This is a genomic window from Pseudomonas sp. SJZ077 (assembly GCF_007993905.1).
GTDB lineage: Bacteria > Pseudomonadota > Gammaproteobacteria > Pseudomonadales > Pseudomonadaceae > Aquipseudomonas > Aquipseudomonas mandelii.
The window spans coordinates 62,152-88,731 of sequence record NZ_VIUJ01000004.1; the positions used below are offsets into that span (position 1 = coordinate 62,152).

The 26,580-nt window shown below is 59.6% G+C and carries 24 protein-coding genes and 1 pseudogene; 9 read left to right on the forward strand and 16 right to left on the reverse strand.

Features of this window, described 5'->3' with window-relative positions; genetic code table 11:
• Positions 1-137 precede the first annotated feature (137 nt).
• The 5 genes from FBY01_RS08810 (at position 138) to FBY01_RS08830 (ending at position 3,671) form a co-directional block, all read left to right on the forward strand.
• Positions 138-476, forward strand: a complete 339-nt coding sequence (locus FBY01_RS08810; RefSeq protein WP_145307085.1) for a hypothetical protein — start codon at positions 138-140, stop codon at positions 474-476.
• Positions 477-563: 87 nt separating this feature from the next.
• Positions 564-1,094, forward strand: a complete 531-nt coding sequence (locus FBY01_RS08815; RefSeq protein ID WP_145307087.1) for an iron transporter — start codon at positions 564-566, stop codon at positions 1,092-1,094.
• Positions 1,095-1,427, forward strand: a complete 333-nt coding sequence (locus FBY01_RS08820) for a cupredoxin domain-containing protein (RefSeq protein ID WP_145307090.1) — start codon at positions 1,095-1,097, stop codon at positions 1,425-1,427.
• Positions 1,428-1,449: 22 nt separating this feature from the next.
• Positions 1,450-2,304, forward strand: a complete 855-nt coding sequence (locus tag FBY01_RS08825; RefSeq protein ID WP_145307093.1) for an FTR1 family protein — start codon at positions 1,450-1,452, stop codon at positions 2,302-2,304.
• Positions 2,292-3,671 carry a 4Fe-4S binding protein gene (locus FBY01_RS08830; protein ID WP_145307095.1) on the forward strand — a complete coding sequence of 460 codons (1,380 nt, stop codon included), beginning with the start codon at positions 2,292-2,294 and terminating at the stop codon, positions 3,669-3,671. Before FBY01_RS08825 ends, FBY01_RS08830 begins: the two co-directional genes overlap by 13 nt.
• Positions 3,672-3,704: 33 nt before the next feature.
• Here FBY01_RS08830 and FBY01_RS08835 read toward each other — a convergent pair whose 3' ends face one another.
• The 13 genes and pseudogenes from FBY01_RS08835 to FBY01_RS08890 all read right to left on the reverse strand — a co-directional run bounded on the left by FBY01_RS08835 (position 3,705) and on the right by FBY01_RS08890 (position 20,070).
• Positions 3,705-4,766, reverse strand: a complete 1,062-nt coding sequence (locus tag FBY01_RS08835; RefSeq protein WP_371857838.1) for a methyl-accepting chemotaxis protein — start codon at positions 4,764-4,766, stop codon at positions 3,705-3,707.
• A gap of 30 nt (positions 4,767-4,796) precedes the next feature.
• Positions 4,797-5,366 (reverse strand): annotated as a pseudogene (locus tag FBY01_RS32205) (MCP four helix bundle domain-containing protein); the annotation flags it as partial.
• Positions 5,367-5,417: 51 nt separating this feature from the next.
• Entirely contained in the window at positions 5,418-6,113 is a 696-nt protein-coding gene (locus FBY01_RS08840; protein WP_077748442.1) for an anaerobic ribonucleoside-triphosphate reductase activating protein, read from the reverse strand.
• The gene (gene nrdD / locus FBY01_RS08845) at positions 6,110-6,277 is read right to left on the reverse strand and encodes an anaerobic ribonucleoside-triphosphate reductase (protein ID WP_010460242.1); all 168 of its coding nucleotides are present in this window, start codon (positions 6,275-6,277) and stop codon (positions 6,110-6,112) included. The genes FBY01_RS08840 and nrdD overlap by 4 nt, the downstream gene beginning before the upstream one ends.
• 32 nt (positions 6,278-6,309) lie before the next feature.
• Positions 6,310-8,325 (reverse strand): ribonucleoside triphosphate reductase, encoded by a 2,016-nt coding sequence (locus FBY01_RS08850; RefSeq protein ID WP_145307098.1) that lies wholly within the window; start codon positions 8,323-8,325, stop codon positions 6,310-6,312.
• 263 nt (positions 8,326-8,588) lie between these two features.
• Positions 8,589-9,581: a GTP 3',8-cyclase MoaA gene (gene moaA, locus FBY01_RS08855; protein WP_145307102.1), complete on the reverse strand. Its 993-nt coding sequence runs from the start codon at positions 9,579-9,581 to the stop codon at positions 8,589-8,591.
• A gap of 25 nt (positions 9,582-9,606) precedes the next feature.
• Entirely contained in the window at positions 9,607-10,566 is a 960-nt protein-coding gene (locus FBY01_RS08860; RefSeq protein WP_010460236.1) for a peptidylprolyl isomerase, read from the reverse strand.
• Positions 10,567-10,576: 10 nt separating this feature from the next.
• Positions 10,577-11,257, reverse strand: a complete 681-nt coding sequence (gene narI, locus FBY01_RS08865; RefSeq protein WP_010460234.1) for a respiratory nitrate reductase subunit gamma — start codon at positions 11,255-11,257, stop codon at positions 10,577-10,579.
• Positions 11,250-12,005 (reverse strand): nitrate reductase molybdenum cofactor assembly chaperone, encoded by a 756-nt coding sequence (gene narJ, locus FBY01_RS08870; RefSeq protein ID WP_010460232.1) that lies wholly within the window; start codon positions 12,003-12,005, stop codon positions 11,250-11,252. Before narJ ends, narI begins: the two co-directional genes overlap by 8 nt.
• Before the next feature lie 2 nt (positions 12,006-12,007).
• On the reverse strand, positions 12,008-13,546 hold the full coding sequence (gene narH, locus FBY01_RS08875) for a nitrate reductase subunit beta (RefSeq protein ID WP_038982852.1): 1,539 nt from the start codon (positions 13,544-13,546) through the stop codon (positions 12,008-12,010).
• A gap of 1 nt (position 13,547) precedes the next feature.
• Positions 13,548-17,321, reverse strand: coding sequence for a nitrate reductase subunit alpha (locus FBY01_RS08880; protein ID WP_145307105.1), 3,774 nt, complete (start codon positions 17,319-17,321; stop codon positions 13,548-13,550).
• A 69-nt stretch (positions 17,322-17,390) separates the two neighbouring features.
• On the reverse strand, positions 17,391-18,788 hold the full coding sequence (locus FBY01_RS08885; RefSeq protein ID WP_145307108.1) for a NarK family nitrate/nitrite MFS transporter: 1,398 nt from the start codon (positions 18,786-18,788) through the stop codon (positions 17,391-17,393).
• The gene (locus FBY01_RS08890) at positions 18,766-20,070 is read right to left on the reverse strand and encodes a nitrate/nitrite transporter (RefSeq protein ID WP_077748434.1); all 1,305 of its coding nucleotides are present in this window, start codon (positions 20,068-20,070) and stop codon (positions 18,766-18,768) included. The genes FBY01_RS08885 and FBY01_RS08890 overlap by 23 nt, the downstream gene beginning before the upstream one ends.
• A gap of 304 nt (positions 20,071-20,374) precedes the next feature.
• Here FBY01_RS08890 and FBY01_RS08895 point away from each other — a divergent pair, with 304 nt between their 5' ends.
• From FBY01_RS08895 to FBY01_RS08910, 4 genes are all read left to right on the forward strand, one after another.
• Positions 20,375-22,177, forward strand: coding sequence for a HAMP domain-containing protein (locus FBY01_RS08895; protein WP_077748433.1), 1,803 nt, complete (start codon positions 20,375-20,377; stop codon positions 22,175-22,177).
• Positions 22,174-22,821 (forward strand): two-component system response regulator NarL, encoded by a 648-nt coding sequence (gene narL / locus FBY01_RS08900; RefSeq protein ID WP_010460222.1) that lies wholly within the window; start codon positions 22,174-22,176, stop codon positions 22,819-22,821. The genes FBY01_RS08895 and narL overlap by 4 nt, the downstream gene beginning before the upstream one ends.
• Before the next feature lie 86 nt (positions 22,822-22,907).
• Positions 22,908-23,582, forward strand: coding sequence for a Crp/Fnr family transcriptional regulator (locus FBY01_RS08905; RefSeq protein WP_145307110.1), 675 nt, complete (start codon positions 22,908-22,910; stop codon positions 23,580-23,582).
• A gap of 74 nt (positions 23,583-23,656) precedes the next feature.
• Complete coding sequence (locus FBY01_RS08910) at positions 23,657-24,043, forward strand: putative zinc-binding protein (RefSeq protein WP_145307114.1); 387 nt, start codon at positions 23,657-23,659, stop codon at positions 24,041-24,043.
• A gap of 131 nt (positions 24,044-24,174) precedes the next feature.
• Here the strand turns inward: FBY01_RS08910 and FBY01_RS08915 are convergent, their stop codons facing one another.
• The 3 genes from FBY01_RS08915 to FBY01_RS08925 are packed head-to-tail and all read right to left on the reverse strand — an operon-like array spanning position 24,175 to position 26,535.
• On the reverse strand, positions 24,175-24,645 hold the full coding sequence (locus tag FBY01_RS08915) for an SCP2 domain-containing protein (protein ID WP_010460215.1): 471 nt from the start codon (positions 24,643-24,645) through the stop codon (positions 24,175-24,177).
• Positions 24,639-25,529, reverse strand: coding sequence for a U32 family peptidase (locus FBY01_RS08920; RefSeq protein ID WP_083376770.1), 891 nt, complete (start codon positions 25,527-25,529; stop codon positions 24,639-24,641). Before FBY01_RS08920 ends, FBY01_RS08915 begins: the two co-directional genes overlap by 7 nt.
• Before the next feature lie 10 nt (positions 25,530-25,539).
• Complete coding sequence (locus FBY01_RS08925) at positions 25,540-26,535, reverse strand: peptidase U32 family protein (RefSeq protein ID WP_010460211.1); 996 nt, start codon at positions 26,533-26,535, stop codon at positions 25,540-25,542.
• Positions 26,536-26,580: the final 45 nt, after the last annotated feature.

A 26,580-nucleotide genomic window follows, 5' to 3' on the forward strand; every position in this document is an offset into this window, starting at 1 on the left:
AGGCGTTCTTCCAACCTATAGCCCTTACGCAAAACCAGCCTTGATACACATCAAGAATCGACATCAGATGACTGCGCTCACCTCCTTCGCAATCCCGGGGCTAAGCTAACGCTTTAACAGACTTGGAGACGCCTCTCATGCTCAATAAAAATCCTTTCCCAAGCGGCCTATCAACTTGGGACGATCAAGATGCTGCAACATCTCTTGATGACAAAGCGTTTACCGCTCCGCCCGCCTTGACCAACGCCGAACTGGTTCATCTGCGTGTCCGAGTGATTGCCTTGGAAAACCTGGTCATCGCCCTGCTGGCCGATGGTTCGGAACACCAGCTCGCCGTTGCGCGCGAGATGGCCACCTACATTTCCCCCAGACCCGGCTTTACCCAGCATCCGCTGACCATTCACGCAGCCGAACAGATGACCCACACCGTCGAGCGCGCCCAGCGATTTCGCCAGCGTGATGAGGCATCGGTTTAATTGCTCGAAACTTGATGCCAATCATTATTGTTCGCAGCAAAGCTTCCTAGACTCGGGCTCCTACTCGTCAATGCCCAGGAAGAAATTATGCGTACCCCCTTGTCGCTTTCGCTTGCCCTGCTCTTGCTCACACCGCTGGCTCACGCTAAGGAATACCCGATCGGTGAACCACAGTTGTGTCCTGGGCTGGAAGTCGGGGCGGTGTATTTGCAGCCGATCGAGATGGCACCTGCCGGAATGATGCGGGCCACCGCGGATTCCGATGTGCATCTGGAAGCCGACATTCGCGCCACGGCGGACAATCGACAGGGCTTTCAGGAAGGCAGTTTCGTGCCTTACCTCAATGTCTCGTTCAATCTGAAAAAACAGGGCAGCGAGAACGAACTCAAAGGCGATTTCCACGCCATGGTCGCCAATGACGGCCCGCACTATGGCGACAATGTAAAGCTGCTCGGCCCAGGCAAATATCAGCTGACCTTCACCGTCCTGCCACCCGGCGGTCATGGGTCCCTTAGCCGTCATACCGACAAGGAAACCGGCGTAGCCCCCTGGTTTGAACGCTGCGAATTGCACTACGAGTTCATCTACGCCGGCATTGGTAAAAAAGGCGGCTATTGAATGAAGTGCCTGCAGATTGCCTGGCTGATGCTTGCCGGAGCAGTGGCGCCGTTCACGGCCTATGCCGAATTACCCAGCTATGAACTCAGCCTGCGCGATGGCCACTTCACTCCTGCCCTGTTGGAGGTTCCGGCCGGTCAGCGCTTCAAGATCATCCTGAGAAATATCGGCCAAGGCCCAGCCGAATTTGAAAGCACGCCATTGCGGGTTGAAAAAGTCCTGTCGCCGGGCGTGACAACCTTCGTGGTCATTCACCCGCTCAGGCCCGGCCACTACCCCTTCTTCGACGAGTTCAATCCACAACTGCCCGAGGGCGGCATCCTCGCGAAATAACCCGTTCAAACACGGAGTTTTCATGTATCAATCAATGTTCATTGTCTGGCGCGAAAGCGTCGAGGCGCTGCTGGTGATCGGCATTCTCCAGGCCTGGGTCAGTCAGCAGCATCAGGGTGATCGACTGGCGAAGTACTTGTGGGCAGGCGTCGTGCTGGGGTTGATGCTTTCGGGCCTGCTGGCGGTGTTGATTCTGTTTGCCGGTGAGGCCATGAGCGGTTCAGCCAGTGAATGGTTCCAGGCTGCACTTGCGCTGGTGGCCAGCCTGCTGATCGTGCAAATGGTCGGCTGGATGCACCGCCACGGGCGCACGCTCAAGCACGATTTGCAACGACACGCTGATAGCCACCTGGCTCGGCATGGTGGCGCGGGTCTGTTACTGCTGGCCCTGCTCGCCGTCAGCCGCGAAGGCAGTGAAACGGTAGTCTTTCTCTATGGCTCCGGTGCTCAGTTGCGAGGTCCGCAGCTCGGTTTGTTTGCCGTCGGCGGCGCAATGGGATTGGTGCTGTCGGCGCTGACCATTGCCCTGCTGCACAGCAGTCGCCGGTTCATCTCGTGGCAGCGATTCTTTTCCATCAGCGAAGCTGTTTTGCTGATACTCGGCGCGGCATTGCTGGTCAGCGGTACCGAGCGAATTGGCGGCCAATTACTCGCCATGGATTTACCGGAGGTGATGTACAGCCTCGTTGGTGATGCGCTTTGGGACAGCAGTGCCTTGCTCAGCGACAGCCATGGACTGGGTGGTTTTCTTGCCGGTTTTGCCGGTTATCGTGCGACGCCCAGCGGCATGACGTTACTGGTGCTGGCCGGTTATTGGCTGACCGTCGGAGGTTGGCTGCGCCAGCGTGCTGTGGAAAAAGTCCCATGCCTGAGCTGAGTCGCCGCAATCAATGGCTGCAGCGCCTGGGCGACGGCATGCGTCGTCACGCGCCCGTCATCCGTGCCGTGCAGTGGGTCGTTGTACTGTTTTACGCGTTGCTGTTGGTGATCCCGGCGGTGTTGCCGCTGCTGGACAGCCAGGCACGGCTGCTCGATAACCTGACCCTGTTCGCGCAGTTTTTGTTCTGGGGCATTTGGTGGCCGTTCGTGTTGCTGTCGATCGTACTGTTTGGACGAATCTGGTGTGGCGTTCTCTGTCCGGAAGGCTCACTCAGCGAATGGGCCAGCCATTACGGCAAAGGTTTGGGTGTACCGCGCTGGTTGCGCTGGGGCGGCTGGCCAACCCTGGCGTTCTGCCTGACCACCCTCTACGGCCAGTTGATCAGCGTCTATGACTACGCCCAGGCGGCGCTGTTGATTCTGGGCGGTTCGACCGTCGCCGCGGTCGTCGTCGGGTTGCTGTTCGCCCGAGGCAAGCGGGTCTGGTGCCGTTACCTGTGCCCGGTCAGTGGCGTCTTCGCCCTGCTCGCCCGACTGGCGCCCGTGCATTTTCAGGTCGACGAACAACGCTGGATGGAAAACGCCGCGCCACGGCTGCCGCCGCCCAACTGCGCGCCCTTGCTCGATATCCGTCGTATGCAAGGCGCCAGTGACTGCCATGCCTGCGGACGTTGCAGCGGACAACGCGGCGCGGTTCAGCTGATCGCGCGCTCCAGCAACCAAGAGATTCTTCATGCGACGGCGCAGACGCTTTCACCATGGGACGCGCGTCTATTGCTGTTCGGTGTGATCGGTCTGGCCATGGGCGCCTTTCAGTGGACGGTCAGCCCATGGTTCGTCGCCCTCAAACAAACCCTCGCCCAATGGCTGGTCGAGCACGACCAACTCTGGGCCCTTGAGGACAACGCGCCCTGGTGGCTGCTGACCCATTACCCGCAGCTCAACGACAGCTTCAGCTGGCTCGACGGTTTCAGCATCGTCGCTTACTTGAGTTTGAGTTCGATGGTGTTGGGCACGGCGTTGATGATCCTTCTGCGTCTGACGGCTCGGCTAGCACAAGATCCTGCACTGTATTGGCCCTTGGCGCTGACTCTCACGCCCTTGGGTGGTGCGGGATTGTTTCTAGGGCTGTCGGCCACAACGGTGAAATTGCTGCGCTATGAAGGTCTGCAACTGGAGTGGGTACAACCGGCCAGGGCTTGTCTGTTAATGGCTGCGATGGGCTGGAGCCTGTTGCTGGGTTGGAAACGGCTGGACCGCGAAGGCCTTTCCCAGGTTCGTTGCTGCGCTGGCAGCACTTGCCTGTTACTCGCCATCGGCTTGGTAGGGTTCGACTGGTGGTTGCAGTTCTGGGGCTGGTCCTGAGCGCCCTCATCCACAACCACCAACCCGAATTACCTAGACTTTAAAACGCGCCACCGTCTGGTGCAGCGCCCCGGCCATCTGCGCCAAATCGTGACCTGCGGTGTGAGTATGTTGGGCACCCAGCAAGACCTGCTCTGACAAGTTGCGAATCCCCATCAGATTGCGGTCCACCTCACGCGCCACCAATGCCTGCTCCTCCGTAGCGCTGGCAATCATCATGTTGCGCTCGTTGATCTGCGAGATCGACCGGGTGATTTCATCCAATGCATCGCCCGACCGTTGCGCCACTTCCAGGGTGGCCCGCACCAGGTTGCTGCTGCTTTGCATGGCCGTCACCGCATGCCCGGTATCGAGACGAATGTTGCCGATCATCTGCTCGATTTCCTGGGTGGACTCTTGAGTGCGATGCGCCAGGGCGCGCACTTCATCGGCGACCACGGCAAAACCGCGTCCGGCATCACCAGCACGAGCCGCTTCAATGGCCGCGTTAAGGGCCAGCAAATTGGTCTGCTCGGCGATGCTGCGAATCACGTCCAGCACCTTGCTGATGTCCTGCACCCGGCCCGCCAGTTGCTCGATGCGCTGTGAGGTGTCGGTGACCCCATCGGCCAGTGCGCCGATTGAAACCACGGTTTCCTGAACCTGTTCACGCCCGCGTTGCGCGGTTTGCTCGGACTGCCGCGAGGCCTCGGAGGTGCTGACCGCATTGCGCGCCACTTCATCGACCGCAGCGGTCATCTGGTTCACGGCGGTGGCCGCCTGCTCGATCTCCAGCCCTTGCAATTGCAGGTTGCTGCTAGTCTGGCTGCTGACCGCACTCAGCTCTTCGGAGGAACTGGCCACCTGGTCCACCGACATCGCGATGTGCCTGACCATGGCATTCAGACTTTGCTGCATCTGATGCATGTTCATCATCACGCTGCCGCCGGCACTTGAGTTCACAGGTACCTGAATCGTCAGGTCGCCTTGAGCGATCTGACTTAAAAACCGTGCGGCATCATCCGGCTCGCCGCCCAATGGACGGGTCACACTGCGCGTGACGATCACCGCCGCGGCGATGACCAGCGCCACACAGAACAAAAACAACCCGAGCATATTGCGCCGGGCATCGCTGTACAACGCCTGCGCTGATTGTTCTCTGTCGGCGAATATTTTGCCTTGCAGCGCCATCAATTGATCCAGGCTGCCATAAACCTCGCGTTCGGCCGGCACGACCTTTTGTTTCAGCTGTGCCATGGCGTCATCGAAAGCCCCTTGCCGGATCAACACCTGCACTTGAGTGAACGCCGCCACGTAGGCTTCACGATTCTTCTTCAACGCGGCATAAGCGGTTTTGCCCTCTGGCAAATAGAACAATGGTTCAAGCGTATCGAGTGCCTGGGTAATCCGTTTCTTGGTAGCGTCGATTGACTGCTGCACCTGCTGATTATCTTTATCGATCAGTAGATCCCTAGTGTTCCTGGCGTTATCACGTACGCCGGTGGCGATGACCATGATCGGATCGATCTTCGGCCAGTCCTGCTTGACGATTACTACCGCCTGTTCCTTGAGCGTTGCCAGATCGTGCAACGCGTAAAACGCCATGCCCATCAGCGCCAACGGCGCGATGGCAAAGCCGATGACGATACGTTGTGCTGTCGTTAATTTGGCCATATCAAATGCTCCCTGTTTGATACCTGCCGATTGGCAGCGCATTTGAAAACCTAATGATGGATGTCACCGTTAAACGTTGATTCGCAGCCACGGTTACCCCCGTAACACGAAAGCGGGAAACAGCTCGCGCATGGCTTCCCATAAGTCAGGTAGCAAGGCTTGTGCCGAAACACTCGGCAGCAGCGGATCGAACATCCGCTCGGTGCGAACCAGTTGCACGGCGAAACGCTTGACGCCGAGTTCGCTCAAACGCTGCGCGAGGACCAGTAACCGCGCCGGCTCGAACAGATGCCAGTGCACAGTGGTACGACATTCATAATCGACACCACTTGCCAGCAGATGCTCAAGGCTGCGCCAATTGGCGGTACCGCTGCCTTCGACCCGGGTGATCGCCTGGCAATCCTCCGGCAGCGCCTTCACATCGAAGCCAACCCAATCAGCGCCAGGCAATGCCTTGGCGAATGCAGCCGGCTTGATACCGGCACTGTGCAAACCAATGCGAAACCCCATCGCCCGCACCTCCTCCATGGCGCCGAGCAAACCGTCCTGCAGGGTCGGCTCACCGCCACTGAACACCACCGCATCGAGCAGGTCCTGACGCCGTTGCAGAAACGCCAGCACCCGCCGCCAATCCACTTCGTCTGTGCCACGAGGCGGGATCAACTGCGGGTTATGGCAGTAACGACAACGCCAGGCGCAACCCTGGCAAAACAGCACGCAGGCGAGCTGTCCCGGATAGTCGATAGTGGTCAGGGGCACCATGCCCCCGACCCGAAGCGTTCGACTCATTGGCGCCCGGCCAGCGCCGCGCTTTCAGTGAAGTGCACCCGCTCACGGTGCTCCGACTGTTTACCCGGATTGAACGCCGACACAGGGCGGTGATAGCCCATCACCCGGGTCCAGACTTCGCAGCGTTGACGTTGAGCCTGGGGCAGTGCTTGCGATGCAGTCATGGTGAAGCTCCTTGCGGTTGAGTGGATCGAAATCAATGAACGGTGCCGAGCTTCTGTTCGTGCAGCAGCAAGACCTCGTCGCATTTGGGGCAGAACTCATGCTCGCCATCGAGGTAGCCGTGCACCGGGCAGATGGAGAACGTCGGGGTCACGGTCAGGTACGGCAGGCGGAAGCGGCCAAGGGCTTTGCGCACCAGTTGCTTGCACGCCTCGGTCGAGGAAATCCGCTCGGCCATGTACAGATGCAAGACGGTGCCGCCGGTGTATTTGCATTGCAGTTCGTCTTGAAGCTCCAGGGCCTCGAAGGGGTCTTCGGTGTAGCCCACGGGCAGTTGGGAAGAGTTGGTGTAATACGGCGCTTGCACGCTGCCAGCCTGGAGAATGCCGGGGTAACGCTTGAGGTCTTCCTTGGCAAAACGGTAAGTCGTGCCCTCGGCTGGCGTCGCCTCCAGGTTGTACATGTGGCCGGTTTCCTCTTGGAAACGCAGCAACGTGGCGCGCACATGATCGAGCATGTTCAGGGCAAACTGCCGGCCATGCTCGGTGTGCATGCCCTCCTCGTCGCCGGTGAAATTGCGCAGCATTTCATGCATGCCGTTGAGGCCGATGGTCGAGAAATGGTTGCGCAGGGTTCCGAGGTAGCGCTTGGTGTACGGGTACAAACCGGCATCCATGTGGTGCTGAATCACCTTGCGCTTGACCTCCAGGCTTTCCATCGCCAGTTCCATCAGTGTGTCCAGGCGCTGCAATAATCCACTGGTATCACCCTTGAACACATAGCCCAGCCGTGCGCAGTTGATGGTGACAACGCCAAGCGATCCGGTCTGTTCCGCTGAGCCGAACAAGCCGCCGCCACGCTTGAGCAACTCGCGCACATCGAGCTGCAAACGGCAGCACATTGAACGCACCTGATTGGGTTGCAGATCAGAATTGAGGAAGTTCTGGAAATACGGCAGGCCGTACCGCGCGGTCATCTCGAACAGACGATCGGCGTTTTCACTGTCCCACGGAAAGTCATGGGTGATGTTGTAGGTCGGGATCGGAAAGGTGAACACCCGCCCTTTCGCGTCGCCGGCCTGCATCACTTCGATGTAAGCGCGGTTGAGCAGCTCCATTTCGGCTTGCAGGTCACCATAGGCAAACGGCATTTCTTCACCGCCGATGACGGGTATTTGCTCACGCAAATCCTGGGGGCACACCCAGTCGAAGGTCAGGTTGGTAAATGGCGTCTGCGTGCCCCAGCGTGACGGTACGTTGAGGTTGTAGATGAACTCCTGGATCGCCTGGCGTACTTCCTGAAAAGTCAGTTGATCCTTGCGCACGTAGGGCGCCAGATAGGTGTCGAACGAGCTGAACGCCTGGGCGCCGGCCCATTCGTTTTGCAGGGTGCCGAGAAAATTCACCATCTGCCCCAAGGCACTGCTCAAGTGCTTTGGCGGACCGGCTTCAACACGCCCCGGCACACCATTGAGCCCTTCGTGCAACAGGGTGCGCAGCGACCAGCCGGCGCAGTAACCGGCGAGCATGTCGAGGTCGTGAACATGCAAATCCGCCTCGCGGTGGGCCTGGCCTATGGCCTCGCTGTACACCTCGTCCAGCCAGTAGTTGGCAGTGACCTTGCCCGACACGTTCAACACCAGTCCGCCCAGTGAATACCCCTGATTGGCGTTGGCCTGGACCCGCCAGTCTTCACGGTCCAGGTATTCGTTCATCGAAGTCGCCACCTCGACCATGGTCCGGCGGTCGCGGCGCAAGCGCCCGTGCTGTTCGCGGTAGACGATGTAGGCACGCATGGCGAGGAAATATCCGGCGTCCATCAACACCCGTTCAACACGGTCCTGGATTTGCTCGACATGGAGTCTTGGCAAACCTTCGAGCCTGGCCAATACCGCGTTAAGCAAGCCTTCAACCTCAACCTCGGCGTACTCCCCCGTCGCCTTGCCGGCGGCGATCAATGCCTGACGGATTTTGTCGGCATCGAAGGCGACCTGACTGCCATCGCGTTTGTGCAAGCGGTTACATCCTACTGCGATCAGCGTGCTTTGCATTTGGCCTCCAGACACTACATATAGATTTAAAAAAATCTAAAACCACAACATGCAGTGAAGGCTACGGAAAAAGTGCTGATCTGCAATTGATCGACATCAAGATTCCCCGTTGAAAGAACGTCCGATAACGGCAGAAGAAAATCTAATGTGGGCGCGAGCCTGCTCGCGATGACTGCAGCACGCTCAACATTGATGTCGATTGTTCTACGGCTATCGCGAGCAGGCTCGCTCCCACAGTGATTTGCTGTGTTTTACAGATCAGCTCAACCGCCACTCATGTTCATGAACCGTACAATCTGCACCTCCCCTTCGGGGCTGAAATCGTGGCGCAACGGTTTGCCGCGCAAGGCCTTCTGCACGGCATTGATCACGGGCTGATCATCCAGCGGATAACGCCGCAGCAATCCTCTTAAATCCAGGGCATCGTCCTGCCCCAAACACAGCAACAGCTTCCCTTCAACGGTCATCCGTACCCGGTTGCAGCTGCCGCAGAAGTTGTGGCTGTTGGGTGAAATGAAGCCGATCCGGGTCTCTGGATGGCGTTCCAGACGCACATAGCGTGCCGGTCCGCCGCTGTTTTCGGTGCTGTCGAGTAACCGATGCTGGCTGGCGATCAGCGACCGAACCTCGTCGCTGGAACAAAACGATTCACCCCGGGAACGCCCGACATCGCCCAAGGGCATTTCCTCGATGAAACTGATATCGATGCGCTGGTCGATGGCGTACTGCACCAACGCCGGGACCTCATCAAAGTTGCGGCCCTTCATCACCACGCAGTTGAGTTTGATCCGCTCGAACCCCGCGTCCCGTGCTGCCTCGATGCCGTTGAGCACTTGATCGAGATCGCCAATGCGGGTGATCGCGCGAAACTTCTGCCCGTCCAGGCTATCGAGGCTGATGTTCATCCGCTTCACCCCGGCATCGACCAACGGCCGGGCCAGACGGCCCAGCTGCGAGCCGTTGCTGGTCATCACCAATTCGCGCAAACCGGGCAACGCGGCGATGTTGCGACAAAGTCCGACAATGCCCGGACGAATCAGCGGCTCGCCGCCGGTCAGGCGAATCTTGCGTACACCCAGGCCAACGAACAGCGTTGCCAAACGCTGCAACTCTTCAAGGGTGAGCACCTGCTGACGCGGCAGGAAGGTCATGTTTTTCGCCATGCAATACACACAGCGAAAATCACAGCGGTCCGTCACCGACATCCGCAGATAATCAATCTGCCGTCCAAAGCCATCCTGCATTACAGCGTTCATCACATCTCCCGGTTTGCCTCGATGCTCACTGCACCAGCGGTGAGTCGGCGCCCTGCAAATGGATACCGCGAATATCCGCCGCACCGATCAGGGTTTGCAGGTATTGCACCAAGGCTTTTTGCCACACGCCTTGCTGTAACTGCGTGCGGATCGCCGTCGACACCACTTCGTAGGGCAACGGCATGCCTTCGATTCGCTGATCGACACTGACCACATGCCAGCCGTAGCGACTTTCCAGCGGTTTGCTGGCCAGGCCCGGTGCCAGAGTGAACAACTGACGTTCCAGTTCAGGCACGGTCTGGCCCTTGCTGATCTGCCCCAAAGAACCACCCTGAGCCTTCGACGGGCAGGCCGAATATTTCAACGCCAGTTCGGCGAAAGTGCCGGGGAATTCATCCAGACGTTGCAGCAGGACTTCCGCCTGAACATGCGCAAGGCTGCGCGCCTCTACATCGTCCGGCGCACATTCGAGCAGGATGTGCCGTACCGCCAACAATGGTGCGCTGTGAAAGCGCCCGCGATTGTTTTCGTAGTAACGAAGACTGGTTTCCTCGTCGCACTGCGGCACATGCACCTCGCGTTCAAGCAACAAACGCGTGGCCGCTTCTTCTTCGTTCTCGCCAGCACCGATCTCCATCGATACGCCGAGTTCGGCAATGCGCTGCTGCAACAACTCGCGGATCACCAACGCCCTGGCGGCCAGGTACACCGCCTCCTCGCGGCTTTCGGCCGGGTGATATTGCAGCTCCAGCGCCATCGATTCCGGCGTGATCGACACCTCGTTGACGCTGATGATCGGCCACTCCTGTTCACTGCTGGCGATCAACTGCGCCGGGGCGTCATCGGCCCCTGCGGGCTCAACCGGCAGCGCCTCGAACTGCGCCTCTGCGACCGGCGCCGTGTCGAGAATGGCCTCCGCTTTTTTTGAAGAACCGCAGCCACCGCTGCCCCCATTACCGCCACCACATCCGCATCCACCTGACATGATTGTCTCCTCAGTACTTCTGACGAACGATTTGATAACGACGCCCCAGGTACCAGATCGGTGCGCTGATCATGTGTACGAGACGGGTGAAGGGGAACAGCACAAACAGGGTCAAACCGAGAAACACATGCAGCTTGTAGATCAGCCCGACCGGCGCGATGGCCGCCGCGGCTTCCACCGGACGCAACAACACGGTGTTCTGTGCCCAATCGGCGAGCATCACCATCACCGAGCCGTCCATGTGCGCGGTGGACGCAACGATCGTCAGCAGCCCCAGCAGCAACTGCGCCAGCAGCACCAGCAGAACCAGAATGTCCGAGGGGCTGGACGTGGCGCGGACCCGTGGATCGGTAAGCCGCCGATTGACCAGCATCAGCAAGCCAATCAGGCACAACAGACCAAAGAAGCCACCGGACACCATCGCCAGCAACTGCTTGTTCTCAGTGCTGATCACGTGGTGATACACCGATGCCGGGGTCAGCAGGCCGACAAAGTGTCCGGCCAGTACGAACAACACACCGATGTGGAAGAAGTTGCTCGCCACGCGCATGCCGCGCTGATTGAGCATCTGGCTCGAGCCGGCCTTCCAGGTGTACTGCGACAGATCGAAACGCGCCCAGCTGCCAATCAGGCAAATCGCCAGGGCGACGTAGGGATAGACCCCGAACAACAACAGGTTCCATTTAGACATTGCCTACCTCCTTGGCCGGCACGACGGCCAACCCTTCATGCTGAAAATCCACCCAGTGCAACGGCACCGCGCTTTCTTCCCGGGCCTTGCCCGGTGCGCTTGGCAGTCCACTGCAACGGTCCTGCTGTTCGGCCTGGAGAAAGTCCACGGCCTCCTCTTCCCAGATCTTGTCGAGGGCTTCCAGGGAGTCGTCGCGCGGCTCCGCCGCCACCTGCGCCCGCAGGTCGGCCACCGCTTGATGCGGCTCGGCCCCGGCAATTTGCAGCAGCGCCCGGAAGCAGCTGGCATAGGCACTTTCACGCTCTTCCAGACGCGCCGCGAGCAAGGCCAGCAAGTGCGACACATCCGCCAGGCCCTCCCGGGCCTCGATGTCTTCGCGGGTGGACAGGAACTCCAGGTACAGCGGGATGTAATCGGGCAGCTCTTTGACACCGATGGCAAAACCGGCTTCTTCGTATTGCGCCATCATGTCGACCATCGCCTGGCCACGATCGCGGGATTCGCCATGCACGTGCTCGAACAAGAGCAGCGACAGCGAGCGACCTCGACCGAACAGCGCACCGTAGTGCTCCTGCCCATCCATCAGGTCATTGGCGCAGATCAACTCCAACAATTCGAACAACGCGCCGCGTTGCTTGGGGCTGATTTCCCGTGACTGGATGATCGCTTGCTCCAGTTCGTCGCGACCGCCAATCAGTGTCTCGGTCGGGTAATCGAGCAGCAACGAAATCACTTTGAGAATTTGCATGCTCATTCCTCCCACAACTGGACGGTTTTCAGGATGTCGCGGCGGTTGGCTTTCTTCGCACCGAACATGTTGGTGTCGGAGCTGCCGCTGCAGCCGCTACCAAAGCTGAAACCGCAACCGGAGCGCTCGGCAAAGGCGTCGCTCATGGCGTCTTCACGGTGCGCGCTCGGTACCACAAAGCGGTCTTCATAGTTGGCGATTGCCAGGTAGCGATACATCTCTTCGACCTGGGCCACGCTCAAGCCGACATCCTTGAGCACTTGCAGGTCCTGCACGCCGTCGACTTGCTCGGAACGTTTGTAGGCGCGCATCGCCAGCAAGCGTTTAAGCGCACGCTTGACCGGTTTTTCATCACCCGCCGTCAGCAGGTTCGCCAGGTACTTCAGGGGAATACGCAGGCTGTCGACATCCGGGATCACCCCGTTCATGCCGACGGTGCCGGCAGTGGCAGCGTTCTGGATCGGCGACAGTGGCGGCACGTACCAGACCATCGGCAAGGTGCGGTATTCCGGGTGCAGCGGCAGGGCGAGTTTCCAGTCCACGGCCATTTTGTAGACCGGCGAACGCTGGGCGGAATCGATCACCGATTGCGGTACGCCATCGGCCAGGGCCTGACGAATCACTGCCGGATCGTTCGGATCGAGGAAGATCTCCAGTTGTTTCTCGTACAGGTCCTGCTCATTGGCGGTGCTCGCCACTTCGCTGATGCGGTCGGCGTCATACAGCAGCACGCCGAGGTAGCGGATGCGCCCGACGCAAGTTTCCGCGCAAACGGTCGGCATCCCGGCTTCGATACGCGGGTAGCAGAAGATGCATTTCTCGGACTTACCGCTTTTCCAGTTGAAATAGATCTTCTTGTACGGGCAGCCGCTGATGCACATCCGCCAGCCACGGCATTTTTCCTGGTCGATCAGGACGATGCCGTCTTCTTCACGCTTGTAGATCGCCCCGCTCGGGCACGACGCCGCGCACGTCGGGTTGAGGCAGTGCTCGCACAGGCGCGGCAAATACATCATGAACGTGTTTTCGTACTCGCCGTAAATGTCCGCCTGAATCTTGTCGAAGTTCTTGTCCTTGCGACGTTTGGCGAATTCGGTGCCGAGGATTTCTTCCCAGTTCGGACCCCACTCGATTTTTTCCATGCGCTTGCCGGAGATCAGCGAACGCGGACGCGCGGTGGGCTGATGCTCACCCAGCGGCGCCGTGTGCAGGTGCTGGTAGTCGAAGTCGAACGGTTCGTAGTAGTCGTCGAGGCTCGGCAGGTCCGGGTTGGCGAAAATGTTCGCCAGCACGCGGAATTTACCGCCGATGCGCGGGTTGATCGTGCCGTTGGCGTTGCGGATCCAGCCGCCCTTCCACTTGTCCTGGTTTTCCCATTCTTTCGGGTAGCCGATCCCGGGTTTTGATTCGACGTTGTTGAACCAGGCGTATTCCATGCCTTCGCGGCTGGTCCAGACGTTTTTGCAGGTGATCGAACAGGTGTGGCAACCGATGCATTTGTCCAGGTTCAGAACCATGCCGATTTGTGAGCGAATCTTCATCTCAGTTCTCCTCAATATCGGTCGGCAGCGGACGTGGCAGGTCATCGCCACTTGAACCATCGAGCCAGTCGACTTTGGACATTTTGCGCACCACGACGAATTCATCGCGGTTGCAACCGACCGTGCCGTAATAGTTGAAACCGTAGGCTTGCTGCGCATAGCCGCCGATCATGTGGGTCGGCTTGAGCACGACGCGGGTAACCGAGTTGTGGTGGCCGCCACGGGTCTTGGTGGTTTCCGAACCTGGCACGTTCACGATCCGCTCCTGTGCGTGATACATCATCACCATGCCGTCCTTGACGCGCTGGCTGACCACCGCCCGGGCGGTCAGTGCACCGTTGACGTTGAAGCACTCGATCCAGTCGTTGTCCTCGATGCCGGCGCTTTTCGCGTCATTCTCCGAGAGCCAGACAATCGGCCCGCCGCGGCTGAGGGTGAGCATCAGCAGGTTGTCGCTGTAGGTGCTGTGGATGCCCCATTTTTGATGCGGGGTAATCCAGTTCAGGACGATTTCGATCTCGCCGTTGCTGCGCTTGCCTTTCACCCCTTCGATGGTGCGGGTGTTGACCGGCGGGCGATAACTCATCAGTTGTTCACCGAATGCCTGCATCCACGGGTGATCCTGATAGAACTGCTGGCGACCGGTGATGGTGCGCCACGGGATCCCTTCGTGAACGTTGGTGTAGCCGGCGTTGTAGCTGACGTGATCGTCTTCGAGGCCCGACCAGGTCGGGCTGGAAATGATCTTGCGTGGCTGTGCCTGAATGTCGCGAAAACGAATCGCCTCGTGGGCCTTGGACAGCGCCAGGTGGCTGTGATCGATGCCGGTGAATTCCGACAGCGCAGCCCAGGCCTTGACCGCAACCTGGCCGTTGGTTTCCGGCGCCAAGGACAGAATCACTTCAGCGGCATCGATGGCCGTGTCGATTTTCGGACGGCCGTGACTGATACCGGCATCGCCTTCTTTGTGATTGAGTTCACCGAGGAATTTCACTTCGTCTTCGGTGTTCCAGTTGATGCCCTTGCCGCCGTTGCCGTGTTTCTCCAGCAATGGCCCGAGAGACGAGAACTGTTTGTAGATGTTCGGGTAGTCACGCTCCACCACGTGCAGATTCGGTGCGTTTTTGCCCGGCACCGGTGCCACGCCGTCGCTTTTCCAGTCGGTGCCGCCAAACGGTTGGGCCAGTTCGCCGACGCTGTCGTGCATCAGCGGGATGGTCACCAGATCCTTCTCAACGCCCAGGTGCCCTTCGGACATGCTGGAAAACGCCTTGGCGATGCCTTTGTAGATTTCCCAGTCGGAACGCGATTCCCACGCCGGGTCGATCGCTGCCGACAACGGGTGAATGAACGGGTGCATGTCCGAGGTGTTCATGTCGTCTTTTTCGTACCAGGTTGCGGTCGGCAAGACGATGTCGGAATAGACGCAGGTCGAGGACATGCGGAAGTCCAGCGTAGTGACCAGATCAAGCTTGCCGATGGCGCCCTCATCCACCCATTCGGCTTCTTCAGGTTTGCAATCGCCGACCTGGCCGATGTCTTCGTTCATCACCCCGTTTTTGGTGCCCAGCAGGTACTTGAGCATGTACTCGTGGCCCTTGCCCGAGGAGCCCAGCAGGTTGGAACGCCAGATAAACATGTTGCGCGGGAAGTTGACCGGGCTGTCCGGCTGTTCGCAAGAGAAGCGCAGCGAACCGTCCTGCAGCGACTTGACCACGTAGTCTTTCGGGTCCATGCCGGCCGCCGCCGCGTCACGGCAAATGTGCAAAGGGTTAGTGTTGAGTTGCGGTGCGCTGGGCAACCAGCCGGCGCGTTCGGCGCGGATGTTGTAGTCCAGGGCATGCTCGGGGAATTTTGATTTATCGGCCAATGGCGAGAGCACGTCGTGCATGCTCATTTTCTCGTGGCGCCACTGCGAACTGTGGGCGTAGAAGAAGCTGGTGCCGTTCATCTGGCGAGGCGGACGGTTCCAGTCCAGGCCGAACGCCAATGGCAGCCAGCCGCATTGCGGACGCAGTTTTTCCTGGCCAACGTAGTGCGCCCAACCGCCACCGGTCTGACCGACACACCCGCAGAGCATGAGCATGTTGATCAGCCCGCGGTAGTTCATGTCCATGTGGTACCAGTGGTTCATCGCCGCGCCGACGATGATCATCGAGCGGCCCTTGGTCTTGTCGGCGTTGTCGGCGAACTCACGGGCAATCTGGATGGCTTTCTCACGGCTGACGCCAGTGATCTGCTCCTGCCAGGCCGGGGTGCCGGGCACCGAGGCGTCGTTGTAATCCTTGGCGACGTTTTCACCCCCCAAGCCACGGTCGATCGCCAGATTGGCCGCCGACAGGTCGAACACGGTGGCGACTTTGGCCACACTGCCGTCCGCCAGCACCACGCTGTGTACCGGCACGCGGCGGTATTGCACGGCATCGCCGGCCACGTGCTGGAAGTGTTCGTGGGACTCGCCGGCAAAATACGGGAACGCCACTTCGGCCACGTCATCGCCGATCAGGCTCAGCTTCAGATCGATCTCACGGCCTTCGCCGCCTTCGCGGGGAAGGATGTTCCACTTGCCCTTCTCTCCCCAGCGATAGCCGATGGAGCCCTGAGGGGACACCAGTTCGCCACTGACATCCAGCGCGATGGTTTTCCATTCCGGGTTGTTTTCCTGGTCGAGGTTGTCGGTCAGGTCGCTGGCGCGCAGGAAACGGTCTGGCTGGTAACCGGCGCCCGGTGCCTTGTCGACCATTTGCTTGAGCAGCACCAGCACCGGCAAATCGGTGAAGCGCTTGGCATAGTCGGTGAAATAGGCGCTCGGTTTGTCCAGGTGGAATTCTTTGAAGATCACATGGTTGAACGCCTGGGCCAGCGCCGCATCGGTGCCTTGTTTAGGGTTCAGCCACAGGTCGGTGAGTTTGGCGACTTCCGAGTAATCCGGGGTGATCGCGACCGTCTTGGTGCCCTTGTAACGGACTTCGGTGAAGAAGTGCGCGTCGGGGGTACGGGTTTGCGGGACGTTGGAACCCCAGGCAATGATGTAGTTGGAGTTGTACCAGTCGGCCGATTCCGGCACGTCGGTCTGCTCGCCCCAGACCATCGGCGAGGCCGGTGGCAAGTCGCAGTACCAGTCGTAGAAACTCAGGCAGGCGCCACCGATCAGCGACAGGTAACGCGAGCCTGCGGCATAGCTGACCATCGACATGGCCGGGATCGGCGAGAAGCCGACGATCCGGTCCGGGCCGTATTGCTTGATCGTATAGACGTTGGCCGCGGCAATGATCTCGTTGACTTCCTCCCAGTTGGAGCGGATGAAGCCACCCATGCCACGCTTGCTTTTATAGGAGTCGGCCTTGGCCTTGTCCTCGACGATGCTGGCCCAGGCTTCCACTGGCGCCATGGTCTGCCGCGCATCGCGCCAGAGCTTGAGCAATGGCTTGCGGATTTTCGGGTACTTGAGCCGGTTGGCGCTGTAGATGTACCAGCTGTAACTGGCACCACGCGGACAGCCACGGGGCTCATGGTTCGGCAGATCGTTACGGGTACGCGGGTAGTCGGTCTGCTGGGTTTCCCAGGTGATCAGGCCGTTCTTGACGTAGATTTTCCACGAGCAGGAACCGGTGCAGTTCACCCCGTGGGTGGAACGCACGATCTTGTCGTACTGCCAGCGCGAACGGTAGACGTTCTCCCAGTCACGGGACTCTTTGCGGGTCTCGCCATGACCGTCGGAAAATTCGTTTTGCTTGCGGTTGAAAAACCGCAACTGATCCAGTAAATGACTCACGGTGTAGTCCTCTCAGGCTTTGTCGCGGGGTCTGTGCCCCGCCCACGCAATGGTTGGATTCGGCTCGACTCAGCAGGGTGTCGCGGCGCCTTTGCGCGCGTACCACCACCACGTCACCACGATGCAGCTCAGGTAAAAGCCGACGAACATGTAGAAGGCCATCTCCGGGCCGCCGGTCAGGGCCATCGAAGAACCGAAGGATTTGGGAATGAAGAACGCACCGAAGGCGCCCATGGCCGAACTGAAGCCCAGGACGGCGGCGGACTCTTTGCCGGCATTTTTCAGCGCTTGTTCGCGCACGGCGGCTGATTTTCCAGCCGAGGCTTTCTCATGCTGGGTGCGGAAGATCACCGGGATCATGCGGAAGGTGGAGCCATTGCCGACGCCGGTGGTGATGAACAGCAGCATGAACATACCGAGGAAGCCGTAGAAGTTACCGCCCTGGCCGCTTTCGGGAAGAAAGTGCAGAACACCGAAGACCATCACGATCATCAGCACGAAGTTCCACAAGGTCACTTTCGCGCCACCGAGCTTGTCGGCCAGCCAGCCACCCAATGGCCGTACCAGAGCGCCAACCAGTGGACCGAGAAAGGCAAACTTCAAGGCAATGACGTCAGGGAACGAGGTTTTGATCAGCAGCGGAAACGCGGCGGAGAAACCGATGAACGAACCGAAGGTCGCCAGGTACAACCAGCACATCAGCCAGTTGTGTTTGCGTTTGAAGATCACCGCCTGTTCGCTGAACGAGGCCCGGGCACTGGACAGATCATTCATGCCAAACCAGGCCAGCACGGTCACCAGGACAATAAACGGCACCCAGATGAAGCCGGCGTTCTGCAACCACAACTGGCCGCCGTCCGGCAGTGCTTGCGGCGAGCCGCCCATGAAACCGAACACACCGAAGGTAATCACCAGCGGCACACAGAACTGCATCACCGAGACGCCCAGGTTACCCAGCCCCGCGTTGAGGCCAAGGGCCGTGCCCTGCTGCGACTTGGGATAGAAGAAACTGATGTTGGACATGCTCGACGCGAAGTTGCCGCCACCAAAACCGCAGAGCAACGCAATCAACACGAACACGCTGTAGGAGGTGCTCGGGTCCTGCACGGCGAAGCCCATCCAGATCGATGGCAGCAACAGCGACGCGGTGCTCAGGGCGGTCCAGCGACGGCCACCGAAGATCGGCACCATAAAGGAATAGAAGATCCGCAAGGTCGCCCCGGACAGCCCCGGCAACGCCGCCAGCCAGAACAGCTGGTCGGTGGTGAAGGAGAAACCGATGGCGTTCAAACGCACGATCACCGTGCTCCAGACCATCCACACCGCAAAGGCGAGCAGCAGCGCAGGAATGGAAATCCACAAGTTGCGCGTGGCGGTCTGTTTACCGCTACTTCCCCAGAACGCGGGGTCCTCGGGGCGCCAGTCATGAATGACCGGGCCTTTGTCAGGCTTTTGCAGAACGGACATGTTCTTCTCCTAGGGCAATGCTGGAAATCGGGGACGGTGTCAGCAGCGGCGCTTTACCCAGCACCGGGCTTTTGCGTATTTCGCTGAAGTACATCCAGGTGAGGGAGACCCAGACCACGCCGTACATCAACATGAAGCAGGAAGAGCGCACGCCGGTGAGGTCCACCAGGGCGCCGAACAGGATTGGCAACACGAAGCCGCCCAGGCCACCGGCGAGGCCGACGATGCCGGACACCGCACCCATGTTTTTCGGGTAGTCATTGGCGATGTATTTGAAGACCGAGGCCTTGCCGAACGCGAAGGCGATGCCCATGACGAACAGCAGTACGGTGAACAGCGCAGGGTTGAGGCCGATGTGAAAATCCACCGGGCCGTTGATCGTTTGCACTTGCAGTTGGGTCTGGGGATACGAGAGCAGGAACAGGCAGATCCAGCTGACCCACAACACCCACCAGGTCACGCTTTGCGCACCCCAGCGATCCGACATCCAGCCACCGACCGCACGCAGCACGCCACCGGGCAGGGAAAAACAGGCCGCCAGCAGCGCCGCGCTTTGCAGGCTGAAACCGTATTCCTGTACGTAGTATTTGGTCATCCACAGCGCGAGGGCGACGTAGCCACCGAAGACGATCGAGTAGTACTGGCAGTAGCGCCACACGGCCGGGTCCTTCAGCGAACTCAATTGCTCACGCAACGTGGCGCCCGAAGCGCTGCGGTGGTTTTTGTTCTCGGCGCTGAGGAACCAGAACAACAGCGCGGTGATAAATAGAATCGCGCTGAAAACTTTCGGCACCAACTGCCAGCTGCCGGCAGCGATCAATGCCGGGGCCAGAAACTTGGTCACCGCGGCTCCGGCGTTACCGGCGCCGAAGATGCCCATGGCGAAGCCCTGATTCTCCTTGTCGAACCATTTGGCGACGTAGGCAATCCCCACCGAGAACGAGCCGCCGGCCAGGCCGACGAACAAGCCCAGCACCAGGAACTGCCAATAGGCGGTGGCGTGACTGATCAGGTACAGCGGCGCGACGCAGGCCAGCATCAGCAGGAAGAACACGCTGCGCCCACCAAAGCGGTCGGTCAGCAGCCCCAGTGGCAGACGCACCAGCGAACCGGTCAGCACCGGCGTCGCGGCCAGCAGGCCGAACTGGGTTTCGTTGAGCTGGAGAAGGTCCTTGATCGGCACCCCGAGCACGGCAAACATCATCCAGACCATGAAGCAGACAGTGAAGGCCAATGTGCTCATGCCCAGCACCAGGCCTTGTCGTACACGGGGTTCGGTCACAATGCTCTCCAGTCAGTTAGCCATGGCGGCAGACTAGAGAGGCCAACCCCGCAAAAACTTGACCTACGTCAACGAAGCCCATGGGGGCATAGGCCTATGCTTGCGGGGTCTACCTCTAAGGAGGTAGTACAGAAGAACCCTGAAACCGTTTATTTATCAGTGTCTTAAGGTTTTTCGCCAAGGTTTTTGCTGACAAGGATCAGTCGACAACTCTTTAGAGGTAGCGCGCCCGGGATCGGCGGCAAAGCCCTGATCTGGGGTTCCACATGCTCTGTTTTCCTGAAATTTTCCGGGACCTGCGCTGATGATGCGCTGGTTGCGCAGCTCCCTGCCCGCTCGCGCCGGGCTGGCCGTAATCCTGATCGCCGTGCTCGCCCTCGCCAGTTCGTTGAGCGCCGGACTGATCGCCTGGTTCAGCCAAGGTGATGCGGCTGCCATCAACACCGCTGGCTCTGTGCGCATGGAGACTTACCACCTGAGCTGGAAACTGGCCGCAGGGGCAACCGGCGAAGAAATCCTGGCTATCACCGACAGCCTGCAAACCCGTCTAAACAGCCAGTCACTCAAAGCCGTGCTGGAAGATGGCCCGACCACCGCGCTGCAGATCAGCTACGGGCAAATCCAGCAACAATGGAACGAGGATTTGCGTCCGGCACTGGAGCGCGGTGATGCCGCCTATTTTCAGGTCCAGGCCTTGTCCTTCGTTGAGCAACTGAACCATTTCGTCGACCTGTTGCAGCGCCAAAGCGAACAGAAGCAAGGCTGGCAACAAGTTATCCAGGGCTTGGCGCTGTTCACCACGATGATCGTCCTGCTGCTTGGGCTTTACGAACTGCAATATGGCGTGGTCACGCCCTTGAAAGAGTTGGTGGACGCGACCCAGCGTTTTCGTCGTGGCGATTTCAAGGTGCGGGTCAACCATCAGTCCCAGGACGAATTGGGCCAGTTGGCCATGAGTTTCAACGCCATGGCCGAGACGATCGAAGACTCGCATCGCACCCTTGAGAGTCAGGTGCAGCAAAAAACCCTGAACCTGCAACAAGCCAATGCGGCCCTTGAATTGCTGTACCAAAGCAGTCGAAGCCTGGCCACACGCCTGGCCAATGCCGAAGGTTTGGATGAGTTGATCCGGCGCTTCCAGCAACGCCTGCCCGGCTTGCGCCTGTCGCTGTGCCTGCAAGGTCAATTGCAGGCCCCGGCCCAACAGTTGCTCGCCCTGCATGGCGCCAACATCCGCGAAGTCTGCGCCAGCAGCGATTGCGCCACGTGCCAGAAGCACCATAAAGCCAGCCCGCAAACCTTCAGCATCAGCAACCAGGGCAGCGAACTGGGTGAGCTCAAGGCGCATTTTGTCGATGGACACCCGACGCAAGCCTGGGAAACCCAACTGATCCAGGCCCTGGCCAACCTGATCGGCACCTCGCTCTCGCTCAAGCGCCAACGGGAACAGGATCATCGCCTGCTGCTGCTCGACGAACGCACGATCATTGCCCGCGAGCTGCACGACTCACTGGCCCAGGCCCTGTCCTACATGAAGCTGCAAGTCAGCCGTCTGCAAACCCTGATGCGTCGTGGCGAACCGATCGAGACCCTGGAAAACGTCACCGCCGAACTGCGTGAAGGGTTGAACAATGCCTACCGCCAGTTACGCGAATTGCTGACCACCTTTCGCTTGCAGATTCACGATGCGGGGCTGGTGCAGGAGCTCAAGGACACCGCCGAAGAGTTCTCCCGTCGCGGGGAGTGCCAGGTGCACCTGCACGTCGACGCGCTGGCCTTTCAATTATCGGCCAGCGAACAAATCCACATTCTGCAGATCACCCGCGAGGCGCTCTCCAATTGCCTGCGTCACGCCCATGCGCAAAACGCCTGGCTGCAACTGCGTCAGGACGGTGAAACCGTGAGGCTCATCGTCGAAGACGACGGGCGTGGCTTCAGCGGCAACGTCGACCAACGCGAGCATCACGGCCTGAAAATCATGGATGAGCGGGCCCGCAGCTTGCGCGGCCAACTCGAAATAGTCTCCAGGGAGCCGCAAGGCACCCGTGTCCAACTGGAATTCCAACCGGAGTTTCTGGGACAAAAAACAGAAGGTAGCGTCACATGAACCCGTCCCTGCAACACACCATCCTGCTGGTCGATGACCATCCGATGATGCGTCACGGCATCCGCCAGATGCTCGAGCTCGAAGATGATTTCCTGATCGTCGGTGAAGCCAGCAACGGTGAAGAAGCGCTCGGACTGATCGAGCCGCTGCAACCGGATCTGGTATTGCTCGATAACAACATGCCGGTGATGAATGGCATTGAAACCCTGCGCCAGTTACGGGCGATGCACTACACCGGCAAGGTGCTGCTGTTCACGGTCTCGGATGCCGAAGACGATATTCGCGACGCACTGCGTCTGGATGCCGACGGCTACCTCCTCAAGGACATGGAGCCCGAACTGTTGATTCAGTACATCCGCAATGCCTTGAACGGCGAATTGGTGATCAGCCCGGGGCTGACCCAGGTCATGGCCCAGGCACTGCGCTCACCCCAGCGCCAGACCGTGGTGGAACTGACCGAGCGTGAACGTCAGGTGCTGAAAACCATCGCCAGCGGCTTCAGCAACAAAGTCATCGGGCACAAGCTCGGCATCACTGAAGGGACGGTCAAGGTTCATGTGAAAAACCTGCTGCACAAACTCGGCTTGCGCTCGCGGGTCGAGGCCGCCGTATGGGCCATGGAACATCTGCGCAATGCCGGATGACGGGTATGCCTCTTTGGAGGTAGGCCGGCAGAGGCATAGGTCATCCGGCCGACGCTCTCTACTATGAGCGTCAGCGGAGGTACGCCATGCTGACCCACCCTTCCATCGTTTTAACGTTGCGCCGTCACCATCTGTTCAGCCAACTACCGGAGAAAATCTTCGAGGAAGTCTGCGGCCTGGCGATGCTCAAGCGCCTGTGTTGTCACAGCACACTCATGCACCAAGGGGATCCGGCCAAGCGTTTCTTCCTGTTGGTCAGCGGCCAGATCAAGTTGTATCGGCTGACCGGCGAGGGCCAGGAGAATCTGGTGGAGATCATCCAGCCGGGCCAGACCTTTGCCGAAGCCTTACTGTTCAGCCAGGCCCGTCTCTACCCGGTCAGCGCCACGGCGCTGAAAGACAGCGTACTGGTGAGTATCGAGGGCAATCACTACCGCAATGCCCTGGAAGATCAGCCGAAAGTCTGCCTGGCGATCCTGGCGAGCATGAGCGTGCACCTGCACCTGCGTCTGCGCGACATCGACACCTTGACCATGGCCAGTGCGAGCCGCCGGGTGATCAATTTCCTGTTGCAGGAACGCAACCCGGTCAGCGGTTTGATTGTGTTGCAGGTGTCCAAACGCCTGGTGGCCTCGAAGCTGGGCATTCAGCCGGAAACCTTTTCGCGGATCTTGCACCGCCTGGTGGACAGCGGCCTGATCGCGATGGAACGCCGCAATATCAGCATCCTCGCCGAAGAGGATCTCGCGGCCTTCCAATAGTCGTAATTGACCGCCGTCAATGCGCAATGCCACCGCTCTTGCAGACTGAAGAAGTCCCTCCATGGAGAGTGCTCATGCCCCGTTCAACCTTGCCGCTGATTTATGCCTGCTCAGGCTGCTCCAACGTTGCCCAACTGGCCAATACCCTGGCGGTGCGCCTTGATCGCAGCGGACTGGCGGAAATGTCCTGCATCGTCGGTGTTGGCGGGCATGTGGCGGCGCTGGTCAACAAGGCCCGTTCGGGACGGCGGATTTTTGCGCTGGACGGCTGCCCGCTGCAATGCGTCGAAAACTGCCTGAAGCAACATGGCCTGCACGCGGACGTGCACTTGATTCTTAGCCATTACGGGTTGCGTAAACGCAATGGCGAGGATTGCACGCCAGCGCAGGGGGATGAGTTGTTCGAAGAGATCAGGCAGTTGATTGCGAGTGATGCTCGCCAGCATGAAAAACGCCAGTAAACGATGGTCTGACAGCCACCGACAATCCAACAGGGGAAGCGAGCCTGGTCGCGAAGGCGGCGTGTCAGTCAGCCTCCATATGGATGGACTGGCCCCTTCGCGAGCAGGCTCGCTCGGTTAATCTGTGTGGGTCAAACCGTCGCCAACCCCTTCCCTGCCCGCTCCAGATTGCGCCACAGCCACACAGGCAACACGTCGGGATCGAGGCTGTCGATCAGGTTCTTCAGCGCCAGCCCCAACTCCGTATCACCCTCAATCACCAAACGCCTGCGAAAGAACAACGTATCCGGATCCTCCTGACGGCTGGCCAGCAATAAAAACTCGCGCCAGTTACCGCTGATGGTCACATGCGCCGTGGCATGCTCGGCAATTCGCAACCCTTGACGGGTCAGCGTCAAATACCAGGACAAGCCCAAATCCGGAATCCGCAGGCACAACCAGCGCCCACGCAACACTTCAAACTCGCCGTCGCGCAACGGCTCGGCAAGGCAACGATTCAACGCCTGCTGCAACGCCAGACGCTGCACTGCAAAAGGCACCCGGCGCACCAACGGCAACAACCGGTCGGCGCCTTTGAGCAGCCACTTCTTCCGATTCAACACAAGCCGACCTCCTCGATGCGCAACATGCCGGCCTGGCCATGCCAGTAACCGTTACAACCGTCGACGAACACCGGCGGTGTCTCGCCCAGACGAACCCGTTGATAGGCGGCAATGACCTGCGCCATGCCTTGATAACGAGGGCTCAGTCGCAACAAATCAGCGCCGCAGGCCACCAGCCCCGCGTAATCTGCCAGGAGATTGGTCACCTCGGCCGACATTGTTTGAATGCCGTTAATGGTGAACAGTGCTTGCCCTTCCTGACTGGTCAGCGGCAGGCCGTCGGGGTAGTTGATGCAGCAAAACTGGCAGTCGTCCTTGGGCCGGTTTTCCGCCCGCGCGGTGAAGCAGCGTGCGGAATAGGCCAACGGCAAATGCCCGTAAGCAAAGACTTCGACTTCCGGGACCTCTCGACCCAGTTCCCGCACCTGATCGAGCACATCGCTAATCAGCGTCGCCGAACACTCCACGGGCGGCACCCAACGGGTCATCCCGCCGTCCAGCAGTTGCGTGAGCGTATGCCCGTTGTACACATTCAGCGCAGGACCGCCCACGAACGGCAACTTGCGCTCGGCCAGAAACTGCACCGCGCCCATGTCGTTGGCTTCCACCAACAGTTGGCCGTTGTCGCAGAGCCGCCGCAGGCTAGAGAGTTCGGAGGCCGCTTCGATAAGCGTCAGGCTGGAGAGAACCAGTTGTGCCTGGCTGCAGTCTTGTAACTCGCGCCCCAGCCCCAACCATTGATCCAATGAAAATGACCGGCGTTTCGAGCACACGGTTTCCCCCAGATAAATCACATCCAGGGGCAAGGCCGACATCTCGGCGTAAAAGTTGCTGAGTTGCGCTTTGTCCCAATAAAACAGGACCGGTCCAAGGCTGAGCTTCATGTCGCCTCCCTCATTGCCATGATCGATGGTAAGCACCCAAAGTGGTCTGGCTGCCTTCGGACAAACCGGCCAACACCCGGCGCCATTCCTCCTTGACCCGAAAACTGCCCGGCGAGCCACGATGGGCATCCAGCGCCGCACGCCAGACACGGGTGACTTGTTCGACATACGCCGGGCTGCGTTGCCGGCCCTCGATTTTGACCGCCTCGACGCCGATGGCCGTCAATTCCGGCAGCAAGTCCAGGGTGTCGAGGCTGGTGGGTTCTTCCAGCGCATGAAAGCGTTTACCGCCGACCAGGAAACGGCCTTTGCACAAGGTCGGATAACCGGCGGGTTCCTCAGGGGTGTAACGGTCGATCAGCACTTCACTGAGCCGTGCGCTCAAGCCGTCGGCGTCTTCGCTCCAGCGCACCGCTTTGGCCGGCGAACAGACGCCACAGAGGTTCGGCGACTCACCGGTAATGTACGAAGACAGATGGCAACGCCCTTCAGCCATGATGCACAAGCTGCCGAAGCCAAAGACTTCGATGGGCACCGGGCTGCTTGCAGCGACCTGGCGCACCTGCGCCAACGACAACACCCGAGGCAGTACCGCGCGACGAATTCCGTAGCGCTGCGCATAAAACTCCAGGGCCGCGGCATGGGTCGCCGAACCCTGCACCGACAGGTGCAGCGCCAGTTGCGGATGCCGCTGGCTGGCGTAGTTGAGTACGCCGGGGTCGGCGGCGATCAGCGCATCCACACCAAAATCGGCGGCGCGATCAACCGCGCGCTGCCAGCGTTCCCAGCCCTTGGGTTGCGGGTAGGTGTTGACCGCGACGTAGAGTTTGCGTTGGTGCTGACGGATGTGGGCGACCGCCGCGTCGAATTGTTTGTCGTCCATGTTCAGCCCTGCAAAATGCCGGGCATTGGTGTCATCGCGAAAACCGACATAAACGGCATCGGCGCCTTGGCGCACCGCCGCTTTCAGCGCAGGCAGGTTGCCTGCCGGGCAGACCAGTTGCATGGGTAATCCTCATGGAAAAACGCGTCTGGACCCTCCCTCGATGCC

Coding starts and splice junctions, on each gene's coding strand:
- FBY01_RS08810 (WP_145307085.1), top strand. CDS start 138: ATGCTCAATAAAAATCCTTTCCCAAGCGGCCTATCAACTTGGGACGAT.
- FBY01_RS08815 (WP_145307087.1), top strand. CDS start 564: ATGCGTACCCCCTTGTCGCTTTCGCTTGCCCTGCTCTTGCTCACACCG.
- FBY01_RS08820 (WP_145307090.1), top strand. CDS start 1,095: ATGAAGTGCCTGCAGATTGCCTGGCTGATGCTTGCCGGAGCAGTGGCG.
- FBY01_RS08825 (WP_145307093.1), top strand. CDS start 1,450: ATGTATCAATCAATGTTCATTGTCTGGCGCGAAAGCGTCGAGGCGCTG.
- FBY01_RS08830 (WP_145307095.1), top strand. CDS start 2,292: ATGCCTGAGCTGAGTCGCCGCAATCAATGGCTGCAGCGCCTGGGCGAC.
- FBY01_RS08835 (WP_371857838.1), bottom strand. CDS start 4,766: ATGCTCGGGTTGTTTTTGTTCTGTGTGGCGCTGGTCATCGCCGCGGCG.
- FBY01_RS08840 (WP_077748442.1), bottom strand. CDS start 6,113: ATGAGTCGAACGCTTCGGGTCGGGGGCATGGTGCCCCTGACCACTATC.
- nrdD (WP_010460242.1), bottom strand. CDS start 6,277: ATGACTGCATCGCAAGCACTGCCCCAGGCTCAACGTCAACGCTGCGAA.
- FBY01_RS08850 (WP_145307098.1), bottom strand. CDS start 8,325: ATGCAAAGCACGCTGATCGCAGTAGGATGTAACCGCTTGCACAAACGC.
- moaA (WP_145307102.1), bottom strand. CDS start 9,581: ATGAACGCTGTAATGCAGGATGGCTTTGGACGGCAGATTGATTATCTG.
- FBY01_RS08860 (WP_010460236.1), bottom strand. CDS start 10,566: ATGTCAGGTGGATGCGGATGTGGTGGCGGTAATGGGGGCAGCGGTGGC.
- narI (WP_010460234.1), bottom strand. CDS start 11,257: ATGTCTAAATGGAACCTGTTGTTGTTCGGGGTCTATCCCTACGTCGCC.
- narJ (WP_010460232.1), bottom strand. CDS start 12,005: ATGCAAATTCTCAAAGTGATTTCGTTGCTGCTCGATTACCCGACCGAG.
- narH (WP_038982852.1), bottom strand. CDS start 13,546: ATGAAGATTCGCTCACAAATCGGCATGGTTCTGAACCTGGACAAATGC.
- FBY01_RS08885 (WP_145307108.1), bottom strand. CDS start 18,788: ATGTCCGTTCTGCAAAAGCCTGACAAAGGCCCGGTCATTCATGACTGG.
- FBY01_RS08895 (WP_077748433.1), top strand. CDS start 20,375: ATGATGCGCTGGTTGCGCAGCTCCCTGCCCGCTCGCGCCGGGCTGGCC.
- narL (WP_010460222.1), top strand. CDS start 22,174: ATGAACCCGTCCCTGCAACACACCATCCTGCTGGTCGATGACCATCCG.
- FBY01_RS08905 (WP_145307110.1), top strand. CDS start 22,908: ATGCTGACCCACCCTTCCATCGTTTTAACGTTGCGCCGTCACCATCTG.
- FBY01_RS08910 (WP_145307114.1), top strand. CDS start 23,657: ATGCCCCGTTCAACCTTGCCGCTGATTTATGCCTGCTCAGGCTGCTCC.
- FBY01_RS08920 (WP_083376770.1), bottom strand. CDS start 25,529: ATGAAGCTCAGCCTTGGACCGGTCCTGTTTTATTGGGACAAAGCGCAA.
- FBY01_RS08925 (WP_010460211.1), bottom strand. CDS start 26,535: ATGCAACTGGTCTGCCCGGCAGGCAACCTGCCTGCGCTGAAAGCGGCG.